We start from the raw sequence: 21,418 nt of genomic DNA, 5'->3' as shown, positions 1-21,418 counted from the left end.
CGCGGTGGCCGGGAGGTGGCGATGGGCGAGCGCGCGGATCAGCAGTCGCCGAGGCGCCGGCCTTCCACGACGGTGGTCATATTGAGCTCGCCCGCGGCGGAGTCGACCAGGATGTCGACGTTGCCCTCGACCCGCTCGCCGAGAAAGTCCATGCGGCCAACGATGCTGGCCTCGCCGCCCTCGGCCCGGCACACCATGCGATAGTCCATGCCGTCGACCGTGACCTCGTGGTCGAGCAGCTCGCAGCCCTCCTCCTCCTCGATGAAGCTGAACTCCTCGTCTTCGAGGTCGCCCTGGGCGATGCACTCCTGGCTGGTCTCAACCTGGTCGGGAATCGGCAGGTCGCCGGCCACCGAGGTGGTGCTGGTGAACTCCCACTGGCCGGGCTCGATATTGGGGGCCGCGGCGGCGGCCACGAGCGGAGTGGTCAGCAGCGGGGTAGCCAGCAGCAGGCTGGCAAGAAGGGGACGAAACGACATAGGGCTCTCCCTGGGGTAGGTGATCTGCCAGGCCTTCGGCATCGCCATCAGCATATCCCAATCGGCCCCGCCTCCCAATCAAGCGCTAGAGCTCCTTGCCCACGGGCCCCTTGCGCGATGCGCGCCTGTTTACCGCCGCTCGCCGCTGAGCTGCGCCGGACGATCACGCGCCTCGTTGAGCTTGAACCAGGCGATGAGCACAGCCACCAGCACGATCGGCCCCAGCATCGCCAGGTTGAGCCCGGTCCAGCCGAGCTGCCGCAGCAGATTCCCCGACAGCAGCGAACCCGCCGCCACCAGCGAGAAGATGACCAGGTCATTGACGCCCTGAACCTTACCGCGCTCGGCCTCGGAGTGGGTGCTGGCGAGCAGCGTGCTGCCACCGATGAACAGGAAATTCCAGCCGACGCCGAGCATCAGCAGCGCCGCCCAGAAATGGACAAGCCCAGTGCCGGAAGCCGCCAGCAGGCTCGAGACGGCCAGTATCGCGGTGCCCACCAGCAGGATGCGGATGACCCCGAAGCGAGCAATCAGATCCCCGGTGACGAAGGAGGGCGCGAACATGCCGAGCACGTGCCACTGCATGACGATGGCCACCTGCCCCATCTCGAAGCCCAGGGCGCGCATCGAGAGCGGCGTGGCGGTCATCACCAGCCCCATGATGGCGTAGCCCGTGGCCGCGGCGACCAGCGCGACCCAAAAGCGCGCCTGGGCGCCGATCTCGGCCATCGGACGGGCGAACTCGCCGGGGGCGGGCTCGCCGCTCGCCGGCACGCGCAGGCCGCCGAGTATCAGCATCGCCGCGAGCGCCAGGCCGGCAATCATCAGGTAGGGCCCACCATCCGGCACCGTGGCGATCCAGTCATTGGTCAGGCTGGCGTTCCAGGGCCCGAGAAAGGCTGCCACCACTCCGCCGGCCAGCACCAGGGAGATGGCCCGGCTGCGAAAGGCCGGGCGGGTCACGTCGACGGCGGCGAAGCGGTAGTACATGGCAAAGCCCTGATAGCCACCCAGCAGCAGGTTGCCCAGACAGAACAGCCAGAAGTGCTCGAGGGCGATGGCGGCGAAGGCCACCAGCCCGCCGAGCGCGCCGCCGAGCGCCGCCCCGACCATGAAACCGCGCCGGCGCCCCACCCGCTTCATGTAGAGCGAAGCCGGCAGGGTCGCGAGCAGGGTGCCAATCATCAGCATGGCGACGGGCAGCGTCGCAAGCCCCGCCGCGGGCGTGATCCGGTGGCCCACCACCCCGCTCAGCGTCATCACGGTGATCGTCGCGACCATGTAGAGCGTCTGGCTGGCGACCAGGATGGCGACGTTGCGTTTCTCCAGACGACTGGCGGCCCTCATTCCCTCTCCTCGGCGACGATCGATGACTCCGGCAAGCCTATCAGAAAAGCGTGCGGCGCCCGGACGCAAAAAAGGGGCACGCCGTCGGCGTGCCCCTGTCGGTCGTCCGAGATCGCCAGGCACCGCCCTCAGCGCGACATATCGACCACCACGCGACCGCGCACCCGGCCGGCCAGCAGCTCGCCCGCGGTGTCGATAGCCTCATCCAGGCCGATGGTGCGGGTGATGGCGTCCAGCTGCTCGGGCGCGAGCAGCTCGCCGAGCCGGCGCCAGGCCTCGACGCGATCGGCATAGGGGCGCATCACGCTGTCGATTCCGGCCAGAGTCACGCCTCGCAGGATGAAGGGGGCGACGCTCGAGGGCAGATCCATGCCCTGGGCCAGCCCGCAGGCGGCCACGGCACCGCCGTAGCGGGTCGAGGCCAGCACGTTGGCCAGGGTATGGCTGCCCACCGAGTCGACGGCACCCGCCCAGCGCTCCTTGGCCAGGGGACGTCCGGGCTCGGAGAGCTCGGCCCGGTCGATCACCGACTCGGCGCCGAGCCCCTTGAGGTAGTCCGTCTCCTCGAGGCGTCCGGTGGAGGCCACGACCCGGAAGCCCAGCCGGGCGAGCAGCGCGATGGCATAGCTGCCCACGCCGCCGTTGGCGCCGGTCACCAGCACCTCGCCCTGCTCCGGTGTCACGCCCTGCTGTTCCAGCGCCATCACCGACAGCATGGCGGTGTAGCCGGCCGTGCCGATGGCCATGGCCTGGCGGGCGCTGAAGGCCGCGGGCTGGGGAATCAGCCAGCGGCTGTCCAGGCGCGCCTTCTCGGCAAGGCCCCCCCAGTGCTTCTCACCCACGCCCCAGCCATTGAGCAGCACGGCGTCACCCGCCTGGTAGGCATCCACCGTGGAGTGCTCGACCGTGCCCGCCAGGTCGATTCCCGGCACCATGGGAAACTGGCGCACCACCGGCCCCTTGCCGGTGATCGCCAGGGCGTCCTTGTAGTTCAGCGTGCTGCAGTCGACCCGCACCGTGACGTCGCCGTCCGGCAGGCGGGACTCGTCCAGCGTCTCTACCGCAACCCGCTGCCCGTCGTCGTTCTTGTCGATCAGAATGGCCTTGAACATCGTGCACCTCGTCTTGTTGAACAGTTTATAGACCGAGCGTCTATCGAATGGCATGTAAATGCCACGCGGGTGGCATGAAGGGCCGCCCCTAGCGGGGAAGCCCCTCCATGTACGTGGTGATGAAGACCTCCAGGGGACGCGCACGCCGCTCGAGTCGTGCGCGCATCACCGCGCCCTCCCAGCCGATCCAGAAGGCCTCGGCGAGCCGCTCACTGTCGGCGTAATCGGCGAGCTCGCCGGCCATCTTCGCCTCGTTCAGGCAGCGCGCCAGGCGCCGCTGCCAGTCATCGAGGGTCGCCCGCAGCCACTCGCAATACCCTTCCGGCAGGCCGCCGGCCTCCTGGCCCAGGTTGCCGACCAGGCAGCCCCGGCGGAAGTCGTGGCGGGCCATGCCGTCGCGGGCCTCGGCGACGAAGGCCTCGATGCGCGCAAGCGGCGAGCGCGCGGCGTGCCGCAGATGGCGATCCAACTTTCTCGCGAAGTAGGCGCCGTAGTGCTCCATCACGGCACGCCCGAACGCCTCCTTGCTGTCGAAGTAGTAGTAGAACGAGCCCTTGGGGACGCCGACGCGCTTGAGGATGCCGTCGATGCCCGAGGCGGTGAAGCCCTGTTCGGTCAGCACCTCGGTGCCGCTGCGAATCAGGGCCGCCCGGGTATCCGGGTCGTCACGGGGCACCCTGGGGGGCCGGCCGCGACGGGGTTTGGAGGTCGTGTTGGTCATGTCGCTAAATATAGACCGACTGTCTATAAAATCAAGCCCAGAAATGGCGACACATCACCGCCCCCTTTTCCCGCCCACCTTCCCCTTCGCCGCGTACACGAAAGAGGCCAGTCGGCGAATGCCGACTGGCCTCTTCTTCTCTCGGTAACTCAACGTGCCTGAATTCGACGCTAGAAGTGCGAGGTGGCCCGGGCGATCAGGTGCCCAGGCCGCCGATCATCACCACGCCGAGCACCACGACCAGCAGGAAGACCGTCTCCAGCGCCATCAGGATCACTGGCTTCCAGCCCACCACCGCGAGCTTCTGGAACGAGGTCTTGATGCCGAGTGCGGCGATGGCGGTGACCAGGCACCAGCGGGACAGGGTCGACATCCCCTCGTTCACCGCCTCGGGAATCAGCCCCATGCTGTTGATGAGGACCAGCACCACGAAGCCCACCAGGAAGCTCGGCAGCATCGGCACCTTGGTCGCCGCCCCCTCTGCCTGGCGCGAGGCCCGAAACAGCCACATGAAGACCATCACCGCCGGCACCAGCATGGCCACCCGCACCAGCTTGACCAGCGTCGAGATGTCGCCGGTCTCTTCCGAGATCATGTAGCCGGCGCCCACCACCTGGGCCACGTCGTGGATGGTGCCGCCGAGAAAGATCCCCGCCTGGGCGTTGGCGAGCTCCAGGGCCCCGGCGATCAGCGGGTAGATCACCATCGCCATGGTCGAGAGCGTGGTGACCCCGACCACCGTGAGGATGGTGTTGCGCTCGTGGGTCTCGTGGCGCGGCATCACCGCCGACAGGGCGAGCGCCGCCGAGGCGCCGCAGATGGCGACGGCGCCGCCGGTCAGGAGCCCGAGATCGCGATCCAGGCCCAGCACCCGGGCCAGCACCGAGCCCATGGCGATGACCAGGGCCACGGCCACCACCACGGTGAGCACGGGGCCGATGCCGAGGTCGCCGACCTGGGCGAGGGTCATGCGCGCCCCCAGCAGGGCCACGCCGAGGCGCAGCACGGTTCGAGCGGCGAACTCGATGCCCTGGCGGCAGCGCCCCTCCTCGCTCAGGAAGTGCAGCGACATGCCGAACAGCAGGGCGTAGAGCAGCGTCGGCCCGCCGTAGTGGTCGGCGATGAAGGTGGTGGCAAGCGCAATGGTGACGCACACCAGCAGGCCGCGGCCGATGGGGGTGGCCCGGCCGAGCCGCTCGGCGAGTGGCGTATCGAAGAGGGTGGTTTTCATGTCGCGGTTCTCCTGGTGCCGCTCGCCGGGCGCACGACCTCTCCCCCCGATCCAGCAAACAGGGACAGACAGGCCCGGCGAGTCGGGAAAAGTGGGGGCCGGTATCGTTCGGACCCGTTCGGTCGAGACGGCTAGGTCTTGACGGCTAGGGCTTAACGGCTAGGGCGTGACGGCCTCGACGCCCTCGGCGGCGGCCACCACCTGTTCGGCCAGCACCCGGACGCTATCTACCACGGGCAGCGAGCCATCGAGGGCGTCGTCGATGACCGAGAGCTCGGTACAGGCCAGCACCAGCACGTCCGCCCCGCGCGCCTTGAGATCGTCGGCGGCCCGGGCGAAGGCGGCCAGGGTGTCGGGATGACGCCCCTGCCCGCGCTTGACAGCGCGAATCACCTCGAGCACCGCGCCTTCGTCCTCGGGATAGACCAGCGACAGGCCGCGCGCCTCGACGAAGCCCTCGTAGAGTCCGATCCTGCGCAGCGCCGGCGAGCAGAGCAGGCCAACCCGGGCCCCGGGCAGGCGACGAGCGACGCTGTCCAGCGTCCGCTCGACGATGTGCCAGACCGGGATGTCGACGGCGTCCTGGGCATCCCGCCAGTAGTAGTGGGCGGTGTTGCACGGCATCACCAGAAAGGCGGCGCCGGCCCGCTCGAGGCGCCGGGCCATGGCGGCGATCGCCGGCCCCGGGTTCTCGCCGTCGCCGTCGATCAGCGCCTTGATCCGCGAGGGCACCTTGGGGTTGTTGTCCACCAGCAGATGGACATGATCGATGTCATCCTCGGCGGGCGTGGCGTCGATGACCCGCTGCATGAAGGTCACGGTGGCATCGGGCCCCATGCCCCCCAGCACGCCGACCATGGTGTGCGGCTCGCGGGAGGAGGCCTGGCTGTCGCGGTCGTCGGTCGTCATCGTTTGCCTATTCATCGGTGTCATGAGTGTCATGGATGATCAGAAGCCCAGCACCGTGGGCAGCCACAGGGTGATCTGGGGGAAGAACGCCAGCAGCAGATCGATCACTATCATGGAGCCGACCAGCGGAATGGCGCGGACCGAGATGCGCTCGATGGAGACGTTGGCGATGCTCGAGCTGATGAACATGTTCTCGCCCAGGGGGGGCGTGGAGAAGCCGATGCCCAGGCTGACCACCAGCACGATCCCGAAGTGGATCGGATCGACGCCCAGCTCCACCATCACCGGCAGCAGCACCGGGGTGACGATCATGATGGTGGCGAGAATCTCGATGAACATGCCGACGATCAGCAGGAAGCCGATCACCAGGATCCACACCAGCCACAGGCTGTCGGTGATCTGCAGGATGCCCTGGGCAATCATCGCCGGGATGTGATTCTCGACCAGAATGCGGCCGAAGGCGGTGGCGGTGAACATGATGATCAGCACCCGCCCGGTCAGCCAGGTGGTGCTCTGGAAGGCCTCGTTGAGCCCGCGCAGCGACGACTCCTTGTGGATGAAGATGCCGACGAACAGGGCATAGAAGATCGAGACCACCGCCGCCTCGGTAGGCGTGAACATCCCGGAATAGATGCCGCCCAGGATCACCACCGGCGCCATGAGCGACCAGAAGCCGTCCTTCAGGACCCTGAAGATGCGCTTCTTGTCGTAGCCCGTGCCCTCGGTCTGGTAGCCGTTGCGCTTGGCGGTGATGTAGTTGGCCACGATCAGGCCCACGCCGAGCATGATGCCGGGAAAGACCCCGGCCATGAACAGCGCCGAGATGGACTCGTTGGCGGTGACGCCGTAGATCACCAGCGGCATGCTGGGCGGGATCACGACTCCGAGCCCGCCGGCGGTGGCGGTGATCGCCGCCGGATAGCTGCGCCCGTAGCCGCGTTCGATCATCGCCGGAATTACCAGCATGCCGACCGCGGCCGTGGTCGCCGGTCCGGAGCCGGAAATCGCGCCGAAGAACATGCAGGCCATCACCGCGGCGGCGCCCAGCCCGCCGGCGGCGGGACCCGCCAGCTCCTCGGCGATGTGGATCAGGCGTCGGGCGATACCGGCGTCGCCCATCAGGGCGCCGGCCAGGATGAACGAGGGCAGCGCCATGAGCGGAAACGAGTTGATGGCGGAGAAGGCCAGCTCGATCAGCGAACTGATATCGTCGCCGTTGAGCACGTAGACCGCCATGGAGGCGACCCCGAGGGCCACCACGATGGGCGCGCCGAAGAACAGCAGCGCCCCGAACATGGAAAACAGTAACGTTGCGGCCATGCGGCTTACCCCTTGCCGTTGGAGGACGAGTCGTCAGTGGTGTTGGACTCCCCCTCGGTAATCTTGCTGACTTCCTGCTGTTCCACGTCGCCGGGCTCGATGCCCTTGACCAGCTTCATGTACTGGACCTGCAGCACGCGAAAGGCCATCAGCACGAAGGCGATGGGGAACACGAAGTAGACGTAGGCCAGCGACCAGCCCAGGGCCGGCGAGTCGTAGGGAAACTCCAGCAGCAGCCCGATCAGATCCAGGCTCTTCCAAGCCAGCACCAGGCAGAAGCCCACCCAGATCAGGTCGACCAGCAGCAGCAAGGTGTTGGCGACGCGTTTGGGCAACAGCTTGATGTGCGTCTGCAAACGGTTGTGGGCCCCCAGGTGGGCCGCATGGGCCGCCCCAAGGAACACGAACCAGATGAACGCGTAGCGCGCCAGTTCCTCGATCCACGCCATGCCGATGCCCAGCGTCACGCGCATGACCACCTGCACGAACAGCAGCACGACGAACACCCCGAGCAGGAAGCGGCAGGCGTAATCCTCGATATGATTGAGCTTGGCTAACACGAAAGCCTCCTTCCCCGGTGGGAGTGCGAGAAGCGCGACGGACCGGGCGACGCCTCGCCGCCCGGTCCGGCCTCACTCAGTGGCCCAATGCTTTCTGCATTTCCTCGAAGGCTTCCTGACCGCCGATGTCGTCATAGAACTCCGGCCAGACCTGCTCCTTGGCGATGCGCACCCACTCTTCCTCGTCCTCGAGGGTCGAGACCTCGACCCCTTCGGCCTCCATGCCGGCGCGTGCCTTGGAGGCCTCGGTCAGCTGGAACTGCAGCGCGTAGAGCTGCGCCTCGAGACCCGCCCGGTCGATGATCGCGCGCTCCTCGTCGGAGAGCTTCTCGTAGGTCCGCACGCCCATCACGATGGGCTGGAGGGAATACTGGTAGTGGATCTCGGTGAGGTAGTCCTGTACCTCGTGGAACTTCATCGTGTAGTTGACGATGTAGGGGTTGTCCTGACCGTCGATCACGCCCTGCTGCAGGCCGGTGAAGACCTCCGGCCAGGACATGCTGATCGGGCTGGCGCCCCAGGCTTCATAGGTGGAGAGCATCAGCTCGTTCTGCGGCACCCGCACCTTGAGGCCTTCGATGTCCGCAAGGGTGGTCACGGGGCGCTCGGAGTTGGTGAGGTAGCGGAAGTTGGAATAGAGCCAGCTGACGATATGCACGCCGGCTTCTTCTTCGGCAATGCTGTTCCAGCGATCCGCCAGGGGCCCGGTGGTGGCCTTGACCGCATCGGCATGGCTGCGAATCGCGTAGGGCATGGTCAGGGCGCCGAGACGCGGCGCATAGGGAGTCAGGTTACCCACCCCCACCAGGGCGAAGTCGAGCTTGCCGATGCGGGTGTCCTGGATCATGCCGGTCTCGGAACCGAGCTGACCGCCGGGGAACAGCTCGACCTGCATCTCGCCGCCGGAGAGCGATTCGACCAGCTCCTCGAAGCGCTGCGCCAGGGCCCCCTGGTCGGACTCCATGGGATCACCCATGCCGACCTTGAAGGTCTCGGCCTGGGCGGCATGGGCAGTCAGCGTGGCGAGCACGGCGGAAGCCAAGAGAGTTTTCTTGAACATTGTTGTCACTCCATTTTCATCGGGTGGGTGCTGCTACTGCGTACCGCGGGGTACGCACTACCCGCGGGTAGTCTTGTTGGTGGCCTGGTCCATGGCGTCGCCCATCAGCAGGGCGATGTCGTCACAGTCCTGTTCATCGAAGGTCAATGGCAGTCGCAGATCGCACAGCGTGGCCAGGATGCGATCGGCGTTGGGCAGGGGACGAGTGGCCTCGAGATAGCCCCAGCTGTCGTAGCGGCTGGTGTAGTCCTCGGGCTGCGATTTCCCATACCACTTGAGAGGAATGCCCCGCGCCTCGCAGCCGGCGATGAACCGGGCGATCTCGTCGTGGGTGAACGCTGGCAGCCGGAACTGGATCGAACTACCCACGAAATCCTCTTTTTCAGGCCGGGGAATCGTCTCGACCGGGGCCATCGCGGCCAGCCCCGCCTCGAGGCGTCGATAGAGCGTGTTCCAGCGCTGCCGGCGAGCGTCGAGCTCGGCCAGCTGCGGGCGCAGGATCGCCGCGCGCAGGTTGTCCATCCGCCCGCTCATGTTGGGCGTCACCAAGCGCGTCTCGTTGAACGTTTCGGCCTCCGGGGCCGCCAGGTGACGGTCGTAGAGCATGTAGGAACCCGACATGATCACCGCGCGGCGCATCACCTCGGGATCGTCGGTGCTCAAAAGCCCCCCCTCGCCGGAGTTGAGGTGCTTGTAGGTCTGGGTGCTGAAGCAGCCCACCTTGCCGAAGGTACCGCTGGGCCGGCCGTCGTAGCAGGCCCCCATGGTGTGGGCGCAGTCCTCGATCAGGGTGATGCCGTGGGCCTCGCAGACCGCCACGATGGCGTCCATGTCGCCGATGTGGCCGCGCATGTGCGAGAGCAGGAAGAAGCGCGCTCCCGTCTCCCGCGCCGCGGCGGCCAGATCGTCGGGGTCCACGGTGGTGTCCTCGAGGATGTCCACCAGCACGGCCTCACCGCCCGCGGCGTGGATGCTGCCCGGCACCGGCGAGAGCGTGAAGGCGTTGCACAGCACCGCCTCGCCCCGCTCGAGACCGCAGGCGCGCAGCGCCAGCTGCAGCGCATAGCCCCCGGAGGCGCAGGCCAGTACATAGGGGACCCCGAGGCTTTCGGCAAACTCCTGCTCCAGCAAGGCGGTCTCGCCCTTCTCCCCCTCGACCAGGTTATAGCGGTGCAGGCGACCGGTGCGCATCACCGCCACCGCGGCCTCGATCGCCGCCTCGGCGATCGGCTCCTGCTGGGTAAAGGATTTCGGGAAACGGCGCATGGAACCTGCCTCAATAACGCTGCTGGTGATGGACGGGGAAATCCCACTGCTCGTCGGGGAAGTACTTGGTCAGGCGCCAGTCGCAGGCGCGGGCATGCCCTTCCATCCCCTCGACGCGAGAGATGCGCGAGCCCACCGCGCTGAAGGTGCGGTTGGCCTCCTCGCTGAGCTGCTGGGTGGTCAGCACCTTCATGAACTTGTGCACGTTCAGACCGCCGCTGTAGCGACCGGCGCGCTTGGTCGGCAGGATGTGGTTGGTGCCCGAGCACTTGTCACCGTGGGTCACGGTGCTGCCCTCGCCGAGGAACAGCGAGCCGTAGTTGCCGAGGTGCTCCTTCCACCAGTCGAGATCCTCGCACAGCACCTGCAGGTGTTCGCAGGCGTAGCGGTCGCTCACCTCGACGACCTCCTCGCGGGTGTCGCCCAGGATCACCTCGCCGTGGTCGCGCCAGGCGGCATGGATCACGTCGGCGTTGGGCATGTCGTCGGCGACCTTCGGCACCAGCTCGATGACCTTCTGGCCCAGCGCCTCGCTGGTGGTGAACAACCACACCGGCGAGTTGGTGCCGTGCTCGGCCTGGGAGACCAGGTCGACGGCGATGGTCATCGGGTCGGCGGAGTCGTCGGCGATCACCGCCGACTCGGTCGGGCCGGCGAAGACGTCGATGCCGACCTGGCCGAACAGCAGGCGCTTGGCCTCAGCCACGTAGGCATTGCCCGGGCCGACCAGGATGTCGGCCTCGCGCCCGCCGAACAGGCCGAAGGCCATGCTCGCCATGGCGTGCACGCCGCCCATCTCGAGGATCATGTCGGCGCCGGCCACGTGCAGGGCATAGACCACCGCCGGGTTGATGCTGTCGCCGCGGGGCGGGGAGCAGGCCACCACGTGGGGCACGCCGGCCGCCTTGGCCGTCGCCACGCTCATCAGCGCCGAGGCGGCATGGGCATAGCGGCCGCCGGGGATGTAGCAGCCGGCGCAGTCGACCGGCAGCACCCGCTGGCCGAGCAGCACGCCGGGCTCGGTCTCGATCTCGAAGGAGGTCAGGCTGTCGCGCTGCGCCTCGGCGAAGCGGCGGATCTGGCGATGGGCGAAGTCGATGTCGTCCTTCACCGACTGCGGCACGCCGTCGATGAGGCGCTGGCGCTTCTCGTCGCTGAGCACGAAGTCGCCGGTCCAGCCATCGAACTTCTCGGCGTACTCGCGCACGGCCGGCTCGCCACGCTCGCGAATGTCGTCGAGCATCTGGCGCACCGCGGTGGTGACCCGTTGATCCTCGGCGGCGACGCCCTCGGCGCCCTCCGCCGTCTTGAGATGTCGAATTGTCATTGTGTGCTCCGCAATGGCGCTAACGGCTCAAATCTCTGATGAATCCCCCGGGGCGCACCCCGGGGACGACGACTCGGCCCCTCGAGGCCCACCGAGGGCCGGGGACCGATCGTCATGCCTGGTAGTCGGGGAAGCCGAAGGCATCCGGGTAGCCGAACAGGGCGACGCTGCCGCCGGTGTGCAGGAACACCACGTTCTCGCCTTCCTTGAAATGGCCCTTGCGGATCAGGTCGATCAGGCCCGCCATGCCCTTGCCGGAGTAGACCGGATCGAGCAGGATGCCCTCGTGACGCGCCATCAGGGTGACGGCCTCGACCATGCTCTCGGTGGGGATGCCGTAGCCCTCGCCCACGTAGTCGCAGTTGGCCACGACGTCCTCGCGAGACACGACGTTGGTCAGCCCGAGCTTGGCCTCGGTCTTCTGGGCCAGCGCGAAGACGTTGGCCTCCTGCTTGTCCTTGGGCGCACGCACGCCGACGCCGAGCACCGGGATGCCCGCGTTGCAGGCGGCAAGGCCGGTGACGAGGCCGGCCTGGGTGCCGGCGCTGCCGGTGGCATGCACCAGGTGATCGATCTGCAGGCCCATGTCATTGGCCTGAGCGAGCAGCTCCAGGGCGGCGTTGACGTAGCCCAGGGCGCCGATCTCGTTGGAGCCGCCGCCGGGAATGATGTAGGGGGTCTTGCCTTCGGCCTTCAGCGTCTCGGCCAGGGCCTCCATCTCGGCCGCCATGTCGGCACCGCCGGGGCGCTTCTCGACGCTGGCGCCGTGCAGCTGGTCGAGGAAGACGTTGCCGTTGTAGTTGTAGGCCGGGTCATGGCTGCCGGTGCGATCCTCGAGCAGAATGTGACAGCCCAGGCCCAGCTTGCAGGCCGCCGCGACGGTCTGGCGGGCATGGTTAGACTGGGTTGCGCCCTGGGTGATGATGGTGTCGGCGCCCTTCTCCAGGGCATCGGCCATCAGGAACTCGAGCTTGCGGGTCTTGTTGCCGCCGGTGGAGAGCCCCGTGCAGTCGTCGCGCTTGACCCACAGGCGCGGGCCACCCAGCAGACGGCTCAGGTTGTCCATCGGCTCGAGCGGTGTCGGCATGTGGCCGAGCCGGACACGGGGAAAGCGGGAAAGATGCATACGAGCCTCCAGGCGAGTAATTTGTTGTGGCATAAGCGTACTCTCGAAATGAGACGGTCAACGGGCCGGCGAATCACCGTTTGCCACCGACCGGTCTGGACTAAAGCTAATACCTGCACGCCGACGCGCACCAATGCCAAGATACTCATGGACGGTTACTTTTTTGCATACACCACAAATATGCCCTTGTTAGCGCCGACTCCCGGAAGATTATTATGAAAATCGAATGGATAGAAGATTTTCTTGCGCTTATCGAGGCGGGCACGTTCTCCCAGGCCGCGGAGGTGCGGCACGTCACCCAGCCGGCCTTCTCGCGTCGCATCCGCCAGCTGGAGGAGTGGCTGGGGGTCGAGCTGATCGATCGCCACTCGCCACGCCTCGCGCTCACGCCCCATGCGCGGACCTACGAGTCGTCGATGCGCGACTGGCTGGCGCGCCTCTACGCCATGCGCAGCCGCATCCGGGCGGATGCCCTGCACGGCCCCCGGACGATCCTGACCACCCAGCACACCCTCACCGTGAGCTACCTGCCGCGACTGCTGCGCCATTTCCGTCAGCAGGCACCGGAGGCGCGCCTGCAGGTCAGATCCTCGGATCGCAGCGACTGCATTCGCCAGTTCCAGCGCGGCGAGGCCGACCTGCTGCTGTGCAGCGAGCTCGAGGGCGCGCCGCTGTTCCTTGATCGCGAGGAGATCGAGCGCGTCCCGCTGGGCGTGGAGCAGTTGATCCCCGTCTGCGCCGCCGGCCCGCATGGCCACCCCCTGTTCGACCTCGACGGCAAGGCGCATCTGCCGCTGATCGGCTACGAAGCGGACAGCTTTCTGGGGGGAGTGCTGGCCAGCCCCTACCTGCTCGACCTTCAGCGCCGCTTCGATACCGAGCTGGTGTGCGAGACCTCGTTCACGATCGGCATCCGCGAGCTGACCCTGGCGGGCCTGGGGATCGGCTGGCTGCCCCACGGCCTGATCGAGGAGGACCTGATGGCGGGCCGGCTGATCTCGCTGCTGGACACGCTGGGCGGCCCGAAGCTGGTCGTGGCCTGCTACCGCCAGCCCGACGTCGAGTCCACCTCACTGGAGACGCTGTGGCAGCTGATGCACGACCGGCCGCCGACGATCTGAGCGCGACGCCAACCCTCGGCGCTATGGGCCAAGTGCGATAAGATAGTGCAGCTTACTCATACCGATCGCGCGACGCGGCGCCTGGTTGCCGCGCCGTCCAAGGAGGCATCATGAGCCATGGTATCCGTCGCATCCTGTGCTGTGTGGGGCTGAAGATCGACTGCAATCCGGTGCTGGCGCAAGCGGTGGGACTGGCGGTGGCCACCGGCGCCGAACTGGAGGTGCTGCACGCGGTCAAGTCGCTGTCCGATGACGTCGTGAACACGCTCCGGGTCAACATCCCGGATCGGGAGATCCTCGAGACCCTACGGGAACAGCGTCTCAAGGAGGCCAGCGAGGTGCTGGATGCGAAGATCGAGACCTTCTGGGCCGGCCACCCCGAGCTGCGTGACGCCTTCGGCGCCCGCGAGATGAAGCGCAGCGTGCTGGAGGGCTATCCGGCCGTGGTGATCACCGACTATGCCCATCGCAGCGGCAGCGACATGATCGTGATGGCGGCCAACAAGCGCAGCTTCTCGGCCACCTATGCGGGTAAGATCACCAAGGGCGTGATCAAGCGCTCCCACGTGCCGGTGGTGGTGGTGCCGCCGCGTCGCGACTGATCCGCGGCAGCGACAGGGTGAAGGTGGTGCCGTGCTCGGCGCTGCTCTCGACGTCCACTTCGCCGCCGTGCCACTGGGCGATCGAGCGCACGATGGCAAGCCCCAAACCGCCGGAATCCACCGAACCGGTGCGCGCGGGATCACAGCGATAGAACCGTTCGAACACCCGCGACAGGTCATCGGGCGCGATGACGTCACCCTGGTTCTGCACGCGCAGCGCTACCCTCTCCGCCGTGACTGCGGTGCTGACGCAGATCGGCGTGCCGCTGCGGCCGTGGCGCAGGGCGTTTGCCAGCAGGTTGGCCAGCGCCCGGCGCAGCAGCTCACAGTTAGCCACCACGCAGCCGCTGGCACGATGAATAAGCTCGCGCTCGTCGTCTTCCGCCATGCCCTCGAAATACTCGCAGAGCTGCTCGACCAGCAGGCCCAGGTCGACCGCCTCGCGGGGCGTATCCCTCGACGGATTCTCGGTACGCGCCAGCAGCAGCATGCTGTCGATCATGCGTGACAGCCGCTCGTACTCCTCGATGTTCGACTCTAGCACCTGCCGGTACTCCTCGGCGCTGCGCTCACGTCGCAGGGTGTGCTGCGTCTGCCCCAGCAGGTTGGTCAGCGGCGTGCGCATCTCGTGGGCCATGTCCGCGGAGTAGCGGGCGAGCTGCATGAAGCCCTCCTCCAGACGATCGAGCATCTGGTTCAATCCGAGGCTCAGCGCGCCGATCTCCTGGGTCTCACCCTCATCGTTGAGGCGCCGATCCAGATGGCGCACGTCGATGCGGTTGGCCTGCTCGGCCAGGCGGCGCAGCGGTCGCAGCCCACGCCGACTCACCCCCCATCCCAGCAGGAAGGCCAGCAGCGCCCCGGCGACCAGCACCAGCCACAGCCGCAGCCGGTAGGCCGCCAACATCTGCTGGCGCTCGCCGAGCAGCTTGCCGGCCACCAGCGTCAGCGCCCGCCCGTCTTTCTCGAGCGTCTGCCAGGCCAGGCGTGCCGGGATCGCACCGGACACGCCGTCGAGGCGCACACCGTCGCTTTCCGGCAGGTCGGGCACCGGCAGGCGTCCCGGATTGACCTCGATCAGCACCTCGCCCTGGGCGTCGAGGATCCACAGCAGGCTGTCGCGGTTGCCGAGCATGTTGGCGTAGAGCTGAGGGCGCTCGCGCAGGGCGGCAACGCTCTCGCCGTCGTCGAGCAGCGCCTCCATGCGTTCCAGGCGACCGCGCAGCATCTGGTCGTCGCGCCAGGCGATTTCCCGATTCAGCGAGTGATACAGATAGGCGCCGACGCTGCCCAGCAGCACCACGCTGACCAGGGCAAACAGCAGCGCCAGGCGCGCCGCCAGAGAGTTGAGCACCGGCATCAGGAACGATCCTCCAGCACGTAGCCCATGCCGCGCTCGGTGTGAATCAGCTTGGGCGTGTAGGGATCGTCGACCTTGGCGCGCAGCCGGCGCACGGCCACTTCCACCACGTTGGTGTCGCTGTCGAAGTTCATCTGCCAGACCCTTGACGCAATGTAGGTGCGCGACAGCACCTCCCCTTCGCGATCGAGGAACAGCTCCAGCAGCGCGAACTCCTTGTTGGTGAGCGCGATGCGCTCGCCCTGGCGGGTCACCCGGCGGCGCAGCACGTCCATCTCCAGGTCGGCCACGCGGAAGTGCTCGGTCTCACGGGGCGGGCCGCGGCGCAGCAGTGTGCGCACCCGCGCCAGCAGCTCGACGAAGGAGAACGGCTTGACCAGGTAGTCGTCGGCCCCGAGCTCGAGACCCTTGACGCGATACTCCACCGCGTCGCGCGCGGTCAGAAAGAGCACCGGCACCTGGCTGCGGCGACGGATCAGCTGCAGCAGCTGCCAGCCGTCCAGGCCCGGCAGCATCACGTCGAGGATGATCAGATCGAACTCTACTTCCGTGAACAGGTGCTGGGCGTCGAAGCCGTCGCGCGCCACCTCGACGCGATATCCCGACTCCCCGAGCCCCTTGCACAGGTAGTCGGCGGTCTTCTGTTCATCCTCTACCACCAGGATACGCATGCTGCCCCTCCGCGAAATCGGCACAGAGTAGCCGGAGCCGCCCCCCTTGCCCATTACAAAGCTGTAATCCTGCCGTCAGGTGATTGACGAGGCCAGCGTGTCACGATGGCCTCGTCAATTCATCAGGAGGTTCTCATGACATCACGACTGGCTCGACTGCCGCTGCTCGGCGCCGCCATGCTGGCCGGCAGTGTCCTCGCCGACACCGGTGCAGGCCTCACGCAGCAGAACATGTCGCTGGAGCTGGCCAATCGCCTGGTCGACTCCACGCTCGAGGCCTGCAACGCCGACGGACGCACCGCCGTGGTGGCGGCTGTCGATCGCGGCGGCAACCTGGTGGCCCTGCAGCGCGACGACAACATCGGCCCGCACAACACCGTGGCCGCCCAGCGCAAGGCCTTCACCTCGCTCTCTACCGGCACCAGCAGCCGGGCGCTTTCCAAGATCGCTCGCGACGATCCCGAGTCGGCCAACCTGAACACCCTGGACGAGCTGCTGCTGCTCGGCGGCGGCGTACCGGTGACCATCGACGGTGAAGTGATCGGCGCCCTGGGCGTTGCCGGCGCCGGCGGCTCCGCCATCGACGAAGGCTGCGCCATCAGCGCCATCGAGGACGTGCTGCCCCAGGCCAACGCCGGCCAGTAAGCCCGTTTTGGCAACATCCGAATTTGCAGCACCCGAAAGCCTCGGGTCGACAGACCCTCGACACACGTTCCGATAGACCCACGACGGACGCGCCGACAGCGCCGTCGACAATACGCCAACAGGAGTCATCCATGAAAAAGATCCTCACTTCCGTCGCCGCCGGTATCGCCCTCAGCAGCGCCGCCGCCACCGCCATGGCCGCCGACAACCCGCTGAGCGTGCACGTGCTCAACATCCAGAACGGTCAGCCGTCACCGGGCGTCGAGGTCGAACTTGAGCGTCGCACCGACGCGGGCTGGGAATCCATGGCCACCGCGACCACTGACGAGGCCGGCCGCATCAACGCCCTGTATCCCGAAGACGAAGCCTTCGAAGCCGGCGTGTACCGCGTGACCTTCGAGACCGGCGAGTGGTTCGCCGAACACGACACCGCCACCTTCTTCCCGGAGATCCCGGTGCCCTTCCAGGTCGAGAACACCGAGCAGCACTACCACGTGCCGCTGCTGCTCAGCCCGTACGGCTACTCCACCTACCGCGGCAACTGATAACCGCCGGCGTGGATCGGCTCGTCAGCGTCGATTCACGCCAGTGAGTTCATTCAAGCCCGCTCACGTAAGACCGTTCACCTAAGCTTCAACATCGTTTCAATATCGCTATTGCCGGAGGTTTACCATGCTTTCCAAGTCACTTGCAGGTCTGATGCTGGCCACTGTCATGCTCGCCGGAACGGCCCAGGCCGACCCGGCCACCGAGCGTGCCCTTGGCCTCAACGAGGCGACGATCTCCTACGCCGCGCCGATGGACATGACCGACCTGGAGGTCTTCGCCGGCGGCATGCTCGGCGACTCCACGGCCATGATGGAGGCGCGTAAGCGCCTGCAGCAGAGCCAGAACGCCACACGCGATCTGGCCCTGATGCCCAGCGGTCTGTATCCGGCCCGCGAGGCGACGGGCAGCTAAAACACTCCGCCTGCCACACGAAGGGCTAGCCGAAGCGGCACTCGGCCCTGGTGTGGGATGAGGCGATAGCGAAGATGCCAGTCGGCGAAAGCCGACTGGCATCGTTGCGTCTGGGGCACACCAATCTGGGCGACACGTTGATCTGTGCGGGTGGGGATGCACCGGATCAGAACGAGGCGAGCAGCCGCCCCAGTGTCTCCATGGCCCGCTCGCTGCGCGCCGTCCACGGGTGGCCATAGCTGAGGCGGGCGCAGTGGCGAAAGCCCTGGGTAGCCGAGAAGATGGGGCCAGGAGCCAGGCTGACGCCCTGGTCCAGGGCCATGCGGAACAGGCGCAGCGAGTCGATGTGTTCCGGAAACTCGACCCACAGGAAGTAGCCGCCCTCGGGCCGGGTGATCCGGGTGCCGGCGGGAAAGTGCCGGTCGGCCGAGGCCAGCATGGCGGCCTGCTGCGCTTCCAGGGCATGGCGCAGCGTGCGCAGGTGGCGGTCAAAGCCGCCGCGCAGCAGGTAATCCGCGATGGCCGCCTGGGCGGGGATCGACGGAGAGATGGTCGTCATCAACTTGAGCCGCGAAATCGCCCCGGCGAAGCGCCCTCCCGCCACCCAGCCGACCCGATAACCGGGCGCCAGGCACTTCGAAAACGAACCGCAGTGCATCACCAGGCCCTCTTCGTCGAGCCACTTCACGGGCGTCGGCGGCGTGCTGCCGAAGTACAGCTCGGCGTAGGCATCATCCTCGAGCATGGGCAGCCGATGGCGCTTCAACAGGGCGTAGAGGCGACGCTTGCGCGCATCGCTGAGGCTGGCGCCCTGGGGGTTCTGCAGGTGGCTCATGAACCAGCAGGCCTTGATGGGCAGAGTCGCCAGGCGTTCCTCGAGGATATCGAGGTCGATGCCCTCACGCGGATGCACTGGTATCTCCACCGCCTTCAGTTCGAGCCGCTCCAGCACCTGTAGGCTCGCGTAGAAGGCCGGCGCCTCGATGGCCACCAGATCGCCCGGCTGAGTGACGCACTGCAGGCCCAGGTTCAGCGCCTCCATGGCGCCGTTGGTGATCACCAGTTCCTCCAGGGGCAGCTGCATACCGCCGAGCGTGTAGCGCAGGGCGATCTGGCGGCGCAGGTCGGGATGACCGGCGGTCATGTCGGCGATCACCGCGTCGGGCGACAGCCCGCGCAGCCCCCGCGCCATGCTGCTCGCCAGGCGCGACAGGGGGAAGAGCTCGGGGCTCGGAAAGGCCGAGCCGAAGGGCACCGTACTGGTGTCCTGGAGCGACTCGAGCACCGAGAAGACCAGTTCACTGACCTCCACCTCGGCGGGATCCGCCCGCTGCACACAGACCCTGGGCTCCTCCATCAGGCGCCGGGCATGTGCGCGCACGAAATAGCCCGAACGGGCCCGCGCCGTGATGAGCCCGCGGTTCTCCAGCAGGTAGTAGGCCTGGAACACGGTCGACGGGCTGATGCCGTGGCGCTGACTGGCCTGGCGCACCGAGGGGATGCGCTCGCCGGGCGCCAGCACGCCCTGGCGAATGAGCGTCGCAATCCTGTCGGCAAACTGCTCGTAGCGCTTCATCGGCTCCGCATCCGGCGAGTCGGGGGGGAGCGTCAGCATACCCCACCCGAGGCGCTCGCTGCGAAAACAGGCTCGGCCGGGGAGAGAAACCACAGCACAGCAGCAAGCGCTGCGACAGAGGGTGCAGGGAGCATCTGATATGGCTTTTTGCTTTCCAACTGAGCCTGTTATGCCAAGCACCCGGCACGCATAGTGCGGGCGTTGCCCGCCTGCCCTTTCCCTGGATACCGATATGACGCAACGCATTCCCCTTCACGACCTGGCGGCCGAGGCCGGTGTCGGTCACCACGAGCCCGCCGGCACCCCGCCGCCGGCGAGGCCCGCCACGCGCTCGCGCCTCTACGTCCGCGAGATAAAGGGAGTCTTCCAGCGCCTGCGACGCCGCGCGAACTGGGTGCTGATGGCGCTCTACGTCGGGTTGCCCTGGCTCCGCTTCGGCGATCGCCCCCTGGTCTGGTTCGACCTGCCGAGCCGCGAGTTCCACCTCTTCAGCGCCACCTTCTATCCCCAGGACTTCATCCTGCTGGCCTGGCTGCTGATCGTCTGCGCCTTCGGCCTCTTCCTGATCACCGTGCTCGCCGGACGCGTCTGGTGCGGCTATGCCTGCCCGCAGAGCGTCTGGACCTTCCTGTTCATCTGGTTCGAGCATCGGCTCGAGGGCCCGCGGCACCGGCGCATGCGTCGCGACCGCTCGCCTCGACGCCTCGATGTGCTGTGGCGCAAGGCCGCCAAGCATGGCGCCTGGCTTTCCATCGCCTTCGTCACCGGCCTGACCTTCGTCGGCTACTTCACGCCGATACGCGAGCTGGTCGTCGACCTGGCGAGCCTCGACGTCGGCCCCTGGGCGCTGTTCTGGATCGGTTTCTTCACGCTCTTCACCTACCTCAACGCAGGCTGGCTGCGCGAGCAGGTGTGTCTGCACATGTGCCCCTACGCCCGCTTCCAGTCGGCGATGTTCGACGCCAACACGCTGATCGTCTCCTACGATGCCGCCCGCGGCGAGCCGCGCCGCGACCGCCAGCACAAGGCCGCGGGCCAGGCCGCGCCGGCGGGCGACTGCATCGACTGCGAGCTGTGCGTTCAGGTCTGCCCCACCGGCATCGACATCCGCGACGGCCTGCAGTACGAGTGCATCGGCTGCGCCGCCTGCATTGATGCCTGCGACGACGTCATGGAACGCATCGGCAAGCCGCGCGGCCTGGTGCGCTACACCACCGAGCGGGCCCTGGCCGGCCAGCCCTCGCGGATCCTGCGCCCCCAGCTAGTGGGCTACGCCATTGGGCTTGCCGTGATGATCGGCCTGATGGTGGCGTTCATGGTCGATCGCACGCCCCTGCAGTTCGAGATCGAACGGGATCGCCAGCGGCTCTTCACCCAGGTCGCGGAAGGCCGCGTCGTCAACCACTACACCCTGACCCTGCGCAATCAGGACGACCGGGCGCATCGCTTTCGCCTCGACGCGAGCGGGCTCCCGGCGCTCGCCTTGATCGGCCCCGACGTCATGGAAGTGGGAGCGAACAGCACCCAGCGCTGGCGGGTCGCGCTTCAGGCCGAGCGCGAGGCCCTGACCCGGCCGAGCCACCCCGTCACGCTGAGAATCGTCGCCGCCGGCGACGGGGCGCTTGCGATCGAGCGCGAGACGCGTTTCCTGGGGCCGGCCGCCACGCGCTGAGGGCGCCGCACGACACTATCGGGTAGGGTCCGGGGTCGCCCCCGGAGCCCTCCCACACCACCGGGCATACGGTTCCGTACCACGGCGGTTCACGAAGCACGATTGAGCCCTCTTACCGTATCGAGTACCGAGATCAGACCCAGCCAGTCGAACCACTTCCGGGGGAGGGCCTGATTCATGTGCGAGGCACCGGCATTCCACCAGGGGCCTCGCCCATTCCCCGCTGATTTCCACGCCCGAAAGCCATTCAGACCCAATGCCAGAAGCTTACGGCGCCGGGTCTTCGGGCGCTTCCATTGCCGCCAGATCACGTCGCGTAATCGGCGACGTACCCATTGATCCAACGCTTCCAG

22 protein-coding genes are annotated in these 21,418 nt (G+C 67.3%); 6 read left to right on the top strand and 16 right to left on the bottom strand.

What is annotated here, in order from left to right:
- Positions 1-38: 38 nt before the first annotated feature.
- The 12 genes from BM388_RS13280 to cuyA form a co-directional block, all read right to left on the bottom strand.
- A complete protein-coding gene (locus tag BM388_RS13280; RefSeq protein WP_089850979.1) occupies positions 39-479 on the bottom strand; it encodes a DUF3617 domain-containing protein in 441 nt (146 codons plus the stop codon).
- Between the two features lie 129 nt (positions 480-608).
- Complete coding sequence (locus tag BM388_RS13275) at positions 609-1,826, bottom strand: MFS transporter (protein ID WP_089850945.1); 1,218 nt, start codon at positions 1,824-1,826, stop codon at positions 609-611.
- A 128-nt stretch (positions 1,827-1,954) separates the two neighbouring features.
- Positions 1,955-2,938 carry an acrylyl-CoA reductase (NADPH) gene (gene acuI / locus BM388_RS13270; RefSeq protein WP_089850942.1) on the bottom strand — a complete coding sequence of 328 codons (984 nt, stop codon included), beginning with the start codon at positions 2,936-2,938 and terminating at the stop codon, positions 1,955-1,957.
- A gap of 88 nt (positions 2,939-3,026) precedes the next feature.
- On the bottom strand, positions 3,027-3,659 hold the full coding sequence (gene acuR / locus BM388_RS13265) for an acrylate utilization transcriptional regulator AcuR (RefSeq protein WP_089850940.1): 633 nt from the start codon (positions 3,657-3,659) through the stop codon (positions 3,027-3,029).
- 196 nt (positions 3,660-3,855) lie between these two features.
- On the bottom strand, positions 3,856-4,890 hold the full coding sequence (locus BM388_RS13260; protein WP_089850938.1) for a YeiH family protein: 1,035 nt from the start codon (positions 4,888-4,890) through the stop codon (positions 3,856-3,858).
- Between the two features lie 159 nt (positions 4,891-5,049).
- On the bottom strand, positions 5,050-5,799 hold the full coding sequence (gene cuyB / locus BM388_RS13255; protein WP_217641072.1) for a cysteate racemase: 750 nt from the start codon (positions 5,797-5,799) through the stop codon (positions 5,050-5,052).
- A 39-nt stretch (positions 5,800-5,838) separates the two neighbouring features.
- The gene (locus BM388_RS13250; RefSeq protein ID WP_089850936.1) at positions 5,839-7,119 is read right to left on the bottom strand and encodes a TRAP transporter large permease; all 1,281 of its coding nucleotides are present in this window, start codon (positions 7,117-7,119) and stop codon (positions 5,839-5,841) included.
- A 5-nt stretch (positions 7,120-7,124) separates the two neighbouring features.
- Positions 7,125-7,679: a TRAP transporter small permease gene (locus BM388_RS13245; RefSeq protein ID WP_217641071.1), complete on the bottom strand. Its 555-nt coding sequence runs from the start codon at positions 7,677-7,679 to the stop codon at positions 7,125-7,127.
- A gap of 76 nt (positions 7,680-7,755) precedes the next feature.
- The gene (locus BM388_RS13240) at positions 7,756-8,739 is read right to left on the bottom strand and encodes a TRAP transporter substrate-binding protein (RefSeq protein ID WP_089850934.1); all 984 of its coding nucleotides are present in this window, start codon (positions 8,737-8,739) and stop codon (positions 7,756-7,758) included.
- A 57-nt stretch (positions 8,740-8,796) separates the two neighbouring features.
- A complete protein-coding gene (locus BM388_RS13235) occupies positions 8,797-10,005 on the bottom strand; it encodes a DegT/DnrJ/EryC1/StrS family aminotransferase (protein WP_089850932.1) in 1,209 nt (402 codons plus the stop codon).
- Between the two features lie 10 nt (positions 10,006-10,015).
- Positions 10,016-11,332 carry a histidinol dehydrogenase gene (gene hisD, locus BM388_RS13230; protein WP_089850930.1) on the bottom strand — a complete coding sequence of 439 codons (1,317 nt, stop codon included), beginning with the start codon at positions 11,330-11,332 and terminating at the stop codon, positions 10,016-10,018.
- A gap of 112 nt (positions 11,333-11,444) precedes the next feature.
- Positions 11,445-12,458 carry a D-cysteate sulfo-lyase gene (gene cuyA, locus BM388_RS13225; protein WP_089850928.1) on the bottom strand — a complete coding sequence of 338 codons (1,014 nt, stop codon included), beginning with the start codon at positions 12,456-12,458 and terminating at the stop codon, positions 11,445-11,447.
- A 215-nt stretch (positions 12,459-12,673) separates the two neighbouring features.
- Between cuyA and BM388_RS13220 the strand changes: the two genes are divergently transcribed.
- Positions 12,674-13,579, top strand: a complete 906-nt coding sequence (locus tag BM388_RS13220) for a LysR family transcriptional regulator (RefSeq protein ID WP_089850926.1) — start codon at positions 12,674-12,676, stop codon at positions 13,577-13,579.
- A gap of 110 nt (positions 13,580-13,689) precedes the next feature.
- On the top strand, positions 13,690-14,181 hold the full coding sequence (locus BM388_RS13215) for a universal stress protein (RefSeq protein ID WP_089850924.1): 492 nt from the start codon (positions 13,690-13,692) through the stop codon (positions 14,179-14,181).
- Here BM388_RS13215 and BM388_RS13210 read toward each other — a convergent pair.
- Both BM388_RS13210 and BM388_RS13205 read right to left on the bottom strand, forming a co-directional pair.
- Complete coding sequence (locus BM388_RS13210; protein WP_089850922.1) at positions 14,132-15,541, bottom strand: heavy metal sensor histidine kinase; 1,410 nt, start codon at positions 15,539-15,541, stop codon at positions 14,132-14,134. The genes BM388_RS13215 and BM388_RS13210 overlap by 50 nt on opposite strands.
- The gene (locus BM388_RS13205) at positions 15,541-16,212 is read right to left on the bottom strand and encodes a heavy metal response regulator transcription factor (protein WP_089850920.1); all 672 of its coding nucleotides are present in this window, start codon (positions 16,210-16,212) and stop codon (positions 15,541-15,543) included. Before BM388_RS13205 ends, BM388_RS13210 begins: the two co-directional genes overlap by 1 nt.
- Positions 16,213-16,347: 135 nt before the next feature.
- On the opposite strand from BM388_RS13205, the gene BM388_RS13200 reads away from it, so the two are divergent.
- The 3 genes from BM388_RS13200 to BM388_RS13190 all read left to right on the top strand — a co-directional run bounded on the left by BM388_RS13200 (position 16,348) and on the right by BM388_RS13190 (position 17,817).
- Positions 16,348-16,857 carry a GlcG/HbpS family heme-binding protein gene (locus tag BM388_RS13200; protein WP_089850918.1) on the top strand — a complete coding sequence of 170 codons (510 nt, stop codon included), beginning with the start codon at positions 16,348-16,350 and terminating at the stop codon, positions 16,855-16,857.
- Between the two features lie 131 nt (positions 16,858-16,988).
- Positions 16,989-17,402: a hydroxyisourate hydrolase gene (gene uraH, locus BM388_RS13195; RefSeq protein WP_089850916.1), complete on the top strand. Its 414-nt coding sequence runs from the start codon at positions 16,989-16,991 to the stop codon at positions 17,400-17,402.
- A 127-nt stretch (positions 17,403-17,529) separates the two neighbouring features.
- Positions 17,530-17,817, top strand: a complete 288-nt coding sequence (locus BM388_RS13190; RefSeq protein ID WP_089850914.1) for a hypothetical protein — start codon at positions 17,530-17,532, stop codon at positions 17,815-17,817.
- Between the two features lie 166 nt (positions 17,818-17,983).
- Here BM388_RS13190 and mapR read toward each other — a convergent pair whose 3' ends face one another.
- Entirely contained in the window at positions 17,984-19,393 is a 1,410-nt protein-coding gene (gene mapR, locus BM388_RS13185; RefSeq protein WP_089850974.1) for a GntR family transcriptional regulator MpaR, read from the bottom strand.
- A 232-nt stretch (positions 19,394-19,625) separates the two neighbouring features.
- Between mapR and ccoG the strand changes: the two genes are divergently transcribed.
- Positions 19,626-21,065 carry a cytochrome c oxidase accessory protein CcoG gene (ccoG, locus tag BM388_RS13180; protein ID WP_089850912.1) on the top strand — a complete coding sequence of 480 codons (1,440 nt, stop codon included), beginning with the start codon at positions 19,626-19,628 and terminating at the stop codon, positions 21,063-21,065.
- Positions 21,066-21,154: 89 nt separating this feature from the next.
- On the opposite strand, the gene BM388_RS18000 is transcribed toward ccoG, so the two are convergent.
- A partial coding sequence (locus tag BM388_RS18000) for a group II intron maturase-specific domain-containing protein (RefSeq protein ID WP_342714255.1) occupies positions 21,155-21,418 on the bottom strand: 264 nt, incomplete at its 5' end.

Origin of the sequence: Halomonas saccharevitans (genome assembly GCF_900116405.1) — a bacterium.
Taxonomy (GTDB): Bacteria; Pseudomonadota; Gammaproteobacteria; order Pseudomonadales; family Halomonadaceae; genus Halomonas; species Halomonas saccharevitans.
The sequence above is the reverse complement of the archived record's forward strand: the minus strand, read 5'-3'. Positions and strand labels throughout refer to the sequence as shown.

Coding starts and splice junctions, on each gene's coding strand:
- BM388_RS13280 (WP_089850979.1), bottom strand. CDS start 479: ATGTCGTTTCGTCCCCTTCTTGCCAGCCTGCTGCTGGCTACCCCGCTG.
- BM388_RS13275 (WP_089850945.1), bottom strand. CDS start 1,826: ATGAGGGCCGCCAGTCGTCTGGAGAAACGCAACGTCGCCATCCTGGTC.
- acuI (WP_089850942.1), bottom strand. CDS start 2,938: ATGTTCAAGGCCATTCTGATCGACAAGAACGACGACGGGCAGCGGGTT.
- acuR (WP_089850940.1), bottom strand. CDS start 3,659: ATGACCAACACGACCTCCAAACCCCGTCGCGGCCGGCCCCCCAGGGTG.
- BM388_RS13260 (WP_089850938.1), bottom strand. CDS start 4,890: ATGAAAACCACCCTCTTCGATACGCCACTCGCCGAGCGGCTCGGCCGG.
- cuyB (WP_217641072.1), bottom strand. CDS start 5,799: ATGACGACCGACGACCGCGACAGCCAGGCCTCCTCCCGCGAGCCGCAC.
- BM388_RS13250 (WP_089850936.1), bottom strand. CDS start 7,119: ATGGCCGCAACGTTACTGTTTTCCATGTTCGGGGCGCTGCTGTTCTTC.
- BM388_RS13240 (WP_089850934.1), bottom strand. CDS start 8,739: ATGTTCAAGAAAACTCTCTTGGCTTCCGCCGTGCTCGCCACGCTGACT.
- BM388_RS13235 (WP_089850932.1), bottom strand. CDS start 10,005: ATGCGCCGTTTCCCGAAATCCTTTACCCAGCAGGAGCCGATCGCCGAG.
- hisD (WP_089850930.1), bottom strand. CDS start 11,332: ATGACAATTCGACATCTCAAGACGGCGGAGGGCGCCGAGGGCGTCGCC.
- cuyA (WP_089850928.1), bottom strand. CDS start 12,458: ATGCATCTTTCCCGCTTTCCCCGTGTCCGGCTCGGCCACATGCCGACA.
- BM388_RS13220 (WP_089850926.1), top strand. CDS start 12,674: ATGAAAATCGAATGGATAGAAGATTTTCTTGCGCTTATCGAGGCGGGC.
- BM388_RS13215 (WP_089850924.1), top strand. CDS start 13,690: ATGAGCCATGGTATCCGTCGCATCCTGTGCTGTGTGGGGCTGAAGATC.
- BM388_RS13210 (WP_089850922.1), bottom strand. CDS start 15,541: ATGCCGGTGCTCAACTCTCTGGCGGCGCGCCTGGCGCTGCTGTTTGCC.
- BM388_RS13205 (WP_089850920.1), bottom strand. CDS start 16,212: ATGCGTATCCTGGTGGTAGAGGATGAACAGAAGACCGCCGACTACCTG.
- BM388_RS13200 (WP_089850918.1), top strand. CDS start 16,348: ATGACATCACGACTGGCTCGACTGCCGCTGCTCGGCGCCGCCATGCTG.
- uraH (WP_089850916.1), top strand. CDS start 16,989: ATGAAAAAGATCCTCACTTCCGTCGCCGCCGGTATCGCCCTCAGCAGC.
- BM388_RS13190 (WP_089850914.1), top strand. CDS start 17,530: ATGCTTTCCAAGTCACTTGCAGGTCTGATGCTGGCCACTGTCATGCTC.
- mapR (WP_089850974.1), bottom strand. CDS start 19,393: ATGAAGCGCTACGAGCAGTTTGCCGACAGGATTGCGACGCTCATTCGC.
- ccoG (WP_089850912.1), top strand. CDS start 19,626: ATGACGCAACGCATTCCCCTTCACGACCTGGCGGCCGAGGCCGGTGTC.